Raw genomic sequence first — 4823 nt, forward strand, 5'->3', positions numbered from 1 at the left:
TGAGCGTCGCCGGGCGGCTTCCCGTCTCGCCGTACACAGCCGACACCAACCGGTCCGCTCCGTCGTAAGTATAAGTATAGCCGCGCCAAAGACCGTCAGTGCCGCCACCGCTACCGTTGGCAGTACCACCGTCGGCAGCCGAACGCCAGCGGTAGGCGCAGAGGTCACCGTTGAGGAGTCCCGCCGACCCGTCAGGCCTTTTCTCATAGTACAGCTGCTGAGAAAAATATGGATTGGATGTTGAGGATATGCCCCCGTGCAGATGGTAGGTGTATTCCGTGGTGATCGAGTCGCCGAGCGTCTGCGAGGACAACCGCCCGAGTGAGTTGTAACCGTTGCGCAGGAGTTCGGTCTTTGGGCCGCCGTCGTGGGTCATCCACATCCGCACGAGCCTGTTCCAAGGCCCGTACTCGTAGTCGTAAACGTCCCGGTGCCATTCCTTGGAGGTGGAATGGGTCTCGACGGTCTGCTTCGGCACGGTCAGGCACGAATGGTATGCCGTCATCTTACGGTCATAGCCGCCGAGGATGTTGGACGACACCTCCTGTACCACCCTCCCCTGTCTGTCGTGGTAGATGGCCGTGGCGATGAACATGCTGTCGGCAGGCACATGCACGAGCCGTCCCGTCAGCTCGCCACGGAACGCCACCGGCGTACCACCCTCGGGATAGGGCCGATAGGCCAGGCTGTCGGCATGCTCCGCCATGACATCACCGGGGGTCACGCCGTCGTAGTAGTTGCTTCCACCTGACGCGATATGTAGTTTTCTTATTCCCAATGCTTTTATTACTTCTCTTTTATTTGCCGCCGTTGAGATATCGGTATTTACGTGGCATATCTCCGGGACGATACAGATAACCATATATAGGATAAGAGTCCTCCTCCCCTTTCCTATGCTCAAACACTACATACAATAATGTAGTAATCCGGTAGCGTTTTAGCCACCAACAGCGGCTGACAATGACCGTGTCACGATTTAATGTCATTGGATATAAGTCAAAATCCTCGACTCCACGCTGAAGATTTATCCCACGCACAATCGTATCACGGTATTCCAGGCATGGAGTCCCATTTATATCGACCAGCTCTCCATAGCTCTTATTTCTAATCCTAAGCCTGTCATATGCGCTGATTACGTATGGGCTATATACCGTGTCAATCCAATCGTACTTTTCCTTATATTCTTCAATCGAAAGCGGTTCGCAAGCCTCGCCTGCGTCCTGATTCTGCATAAAGCACGAGGAAAGTAGCATTAACAAGGTAATTAATGCCATCTTCCCTACTTTCCACGCCTTATTCATACGTATATTCATATCTAAATTGCATTCCATATATAGCCTTTGTCTGATTATCGTAGTTTTCAAAATATATACCTAACCTTACTTTGGGAGCGATATCCCATAATGCAAAGATTACAGGCACTTCAGCTTGTCGATATACCAATGGAAATAATGGTGAGGGATATGGCCTCCGTTGAGATATGCCATATCTTATCGTGTCATAAATTATGTAATCAGGATGCCAATACACGCTCTCCACCTCCGACAGGCTTTTGCCATCAATCTTCAACCCATTATATAAAATGGAATCCTGAGGGTAGTTCGTCGTAGAATCCCCTAAACCCATCCAGCCGTATTCCCTCATATATTGCACAAGGGGATAGTCCCGATAGTCCGCCTTTTTATCAGATGGCTTACCGCATGCTTCAAGAAGGCATATCAATATAATGATGACAATAAATATGCACCAAATCAATTTAGTTTTCATTTTCTCTGTTTTCGGAGTTAATATTCCATATATAATTCCATTGCCCGAACCAATTCAGGAAACTCCAGTTCATGGCTTTCCATTGGTTGTCCGAGTTATGGTAACGGCTTAACGGGATATCAAAGATAGATGATAAGTTTCTATTATCGACTACCCCAAGTCCGGCTGCAGCCTCCATTATATTTCCATTCCATAATGGATGGGCTACAAAAATACCGGCTGCTATCTCTGTATATCGATCAATTAAACCCAAGAAATGTCCAAACTCATGACTAATCGGATTATCATACTTAAATGACACGGTATTCTTAGTTGGTGTACAACGTATAAATCCATGCCAATTATCTATGACATGGGATCTGCCATCTTTTGACACTGTTAAATAGTTACTCCTTCCATCTCTCTCCTTTGGCTGGTCATACTGCTTCACGGAAACATTTATATCCCAAACTACTTGGTACTCTGTGCCTTGGTAATTATATGTAGTCATGCTACCCCATGTGTTCATGATATCGGCCTGATAGATATTGGCCAGTTCTCGTGTCGCCAATGCTCCCATAAGATATATGTCGGCTGACACCGTGATTGTCCTGCCGCTAAAGGTGATTATGGCATCGTTGCCGTCGGGGTCGCGGAAGCGGACTGGGTTGCAGAGGCCATAATGGTAGGGAGTGAAAGGATAATGGTTGGCATACTTGGCGTCGATGGAGGTGAAGCGGCAGAGGACGGGGTCGTAGTGGCGGTTTAGTAGGTCGTAGAACGAATGGCGACCGTAACTTTCGAGGCGTGAGCCTTGGAAGAGGGGGTTGTCCTTTGGCGTGCCGTACTCCTCGCCAAACAGCGAGCCGCCGGGGTAGTAGTGCACGGCGCTCACGAGGCGCAGGGTGTCGGAGACCACGCACCGCACGTTACCCTGGTAGTCGTTGAGAAGGTAGTGGTGGTGACCGCCCTCGTAGTAGCCCACAGGGGTGACGATACGCGAAAGTCTGCCGTTGCGGTACTCGTAGTTGCCGCAGTAGGCATAATCCATATGCGGCGTCAGTACTACCGCATCGATGCCGCCGAATATGCTGTCACGGTTGCCCGGTGGCCGGATTATGCTGATTCCCTGAGATGACTGACTGCCCGACGGCGACGCAACCGGCGAAGGCAGTACGGGCGGAATGACTATCATCGAGTCAAGGCGCGGGATGCTGTCAAAGGGATATGGATGCCAATGGCGCAGGGAGTCGGGATAGATAGGCTCAAAAGGATGCTCCCACTCATGGACCAGTTCGTATTTGTAGGCCATCGAGCGCTTGTGCAGCACACCAGTGGCATCATAAGTGTATTTCGCTATGTAATCGTCATCGTCCCCGGTGGAGTATCGTGCCACCAATGGGTTGCCGAAACGGTCGTAGGTGAAGCTCTCGCCGCGGAGGCCGTCCTCGACCAATCGTCCGGCGGCGTCGTAGTTGAAGCCCACGGTCTTGCTCTCCTTCAGGGCGCCGATGGCGGAGTTGTCCATCGTCGACACCGTGGCCGCGTTCGGGGCTACAGTCGCAGACAGCATCTGCGCACCTCGGTTCTCGAAAACGATGTCCTTCACCGGCCCGAAGACAGTTTCGTTTCCAGGTTCGAGACCCGCTGACGGTCGGTCAGGCCACAGGCCTTGAGCGTGGCGAGGTTGCTCCCCGCATCGTAGGTGCGGTACTCCGAATAGTCCGGGGAATCGGCTATGAGAGTCGCCGGGCGGCTTCCCGTCTCGCCGTAGACAGCCGACACCAACCGGTCCGCTCCGTCGTAACTGTAAGTGTAGCCGCGCCACAGACCGTCAACGCCGCCACCGCTGTCGTCGGTTCTGCCGCCGTCGGCTGCCGAACGCCAGCGGTAGGCGCACAGGTCGCCGTTGAGGAGTCCCGCCGACCCGTCGGGCCTTTTCTCATAGTACAGCTGCTGCGAGAAATAGGGGTTGGACGTGGAGGATATTCCCCCGTGCAGATGGTAGGTATAAGCGGTGGTGATCGAGTCGCCGAGCGTCTGCGAGGACAACCGCCCCAAAGCATCATACTCGTTGCGCAGAAGTTCGGTCTTTGGGTCTCCGTCGTGGGTCATCCACATCCGCACGAGCCTGTTCCACGGCCCGTACTCGTAATCGTACACGTCCCGGTGCCATTCCTTGGGCGTGGAATGGGTCTCGATCGTCTGCTTCGGCACGGTCAGGCACGAATGGTATGCCGTCATCCTGCTGTCGTAGCCGCCGAGGATGTTGGACGACACCTCCTGTATCACCCGACCGACACTGTCATGGTAGATGGCAGTGAACATGTTGTCGGCAGTGGACATTGAACTAACGCATGTATCCATATCTATACATGTAAAATCCGAATTGGAATTATATGCTATCTTGATGTCGCATTTATTCCCCTTGAATAATTATCCCCAATTCTCGGCATTTTGCCCGGATCGTACATATAGCCATATATTGGTGTCGGGACATCCTTATTAATCTCGAACACGACATAGAGCATATTCAATGGATGGAATGACTTCATCCACCAACAACGTAGCACTACGACTGTATCACGATTCACTGTCAAGGGATACAAATCGAAATCCGTTTTTTTCGTGACTATATTGAATCCATCAACTACGGTATCATAATATTGCATAACCGGTATGCCATTTTGTTGATAGACTTCATCATACGTCATACTATCAATCCCCAATTGCGAGAATGGCCTTGACACATACCTTTGGTCATCAAGACCAATCCATTTATATGCTGCCTTATACTCCTCCAATGACAAGGGTCTCAATGCCTCAGAATCAACAGAATGTCTGCATCCCACACACAGCACTAAGATTATTGACAAAATTAAGATAATACGTTTCATCTCAATATAATAGATCTTTATTAAATCTGTAACCGAAAATGACTTCGGTGCTATCACCATGAGTTTCGAAATACAACGGCATGACGGTATTATCCTCAAAGAAAAGCCTCGTGTGCATTATTGTCATATATTACTGTCCGCTAAACCATAAATCAGAGAGTCCAACATCTTGAAAGGCAG

The 4823-nt window shown here is 50.6% G+C and carries 4 protein-coding genes and 1 pseudogene; all 5 read right to left on the reverse strand.

The window, feature by feature from the left end; genetic code table 11:
- Positions 1-778 (reverse strand): annotated as a pseudogene (locus QZ303_RS10495) (hypothetical protein); the annotation flags it as partial.
- 19 nt (positions 779-797) lie between these two features.
- Positions 798-1331 carry a hypothetical protein gene (locus tag QZ303_RS10500; protein ID WP_295732525.1) on the reverse strand — a complete coding sequence of 178 codons (534 nt, stop codon included), beginning with the start codon at positions 1329-1331 and terminating at the stop codon, positions 798-800.
- Positions 1294-1767: a hypothetical protein gene (locus tag QZ303_RS10505; RefSeq protein WP_295732528.1), complete on the reverse strand. Its 474-nt coding sequence runs from the start codon at positions 1765-1767 to the stop codon at positions 1294-1296. The genes QZ303_RS10500 and QZ303_RS10505 overlap by 38 nt, the downstream gene beginning before the upstream one ends.
- Positions 1757-3355 carry an RHS repeat-associated core domain-containing protein gene (locus tag QZ303_RS10510; RefSeq protein ID WP_295732530.1) on the reverse strand — a complete coding sequence of 533 codons (1599 nt, stop codon included), beginning with the start codon at positions 3353-3355 and terminating at the stop codon, positions 1757-1759. Before QZ303_RS10510 ends, QZ303_RS10505 begins: the two co-directional genes overlap by 11 nt.
- Positions 3352-4113, reverse strand: a complete 762-nt coding sequence (locus tag QZ303_RS10515) for a hypothetical protein (protein WP_295732532.1) — start codon at positions 4111-4113, stop codon at positions 3352-3354. Before QZ303_RS10515 ends, QZ303_RS10510 begins: the two co-directional genes overlap by 4 nt.
- Positions 4114-4823 lie beyond the last annotated feature (710 nt).

This window comes from uncultured Muribaculum sp. (assembly GCF_910583865.1).
Lineage (GTDB): Bacteria > Bacteroidota > Bacteroidia > Bacteroidales > Muribaculaceae > Muribaculum.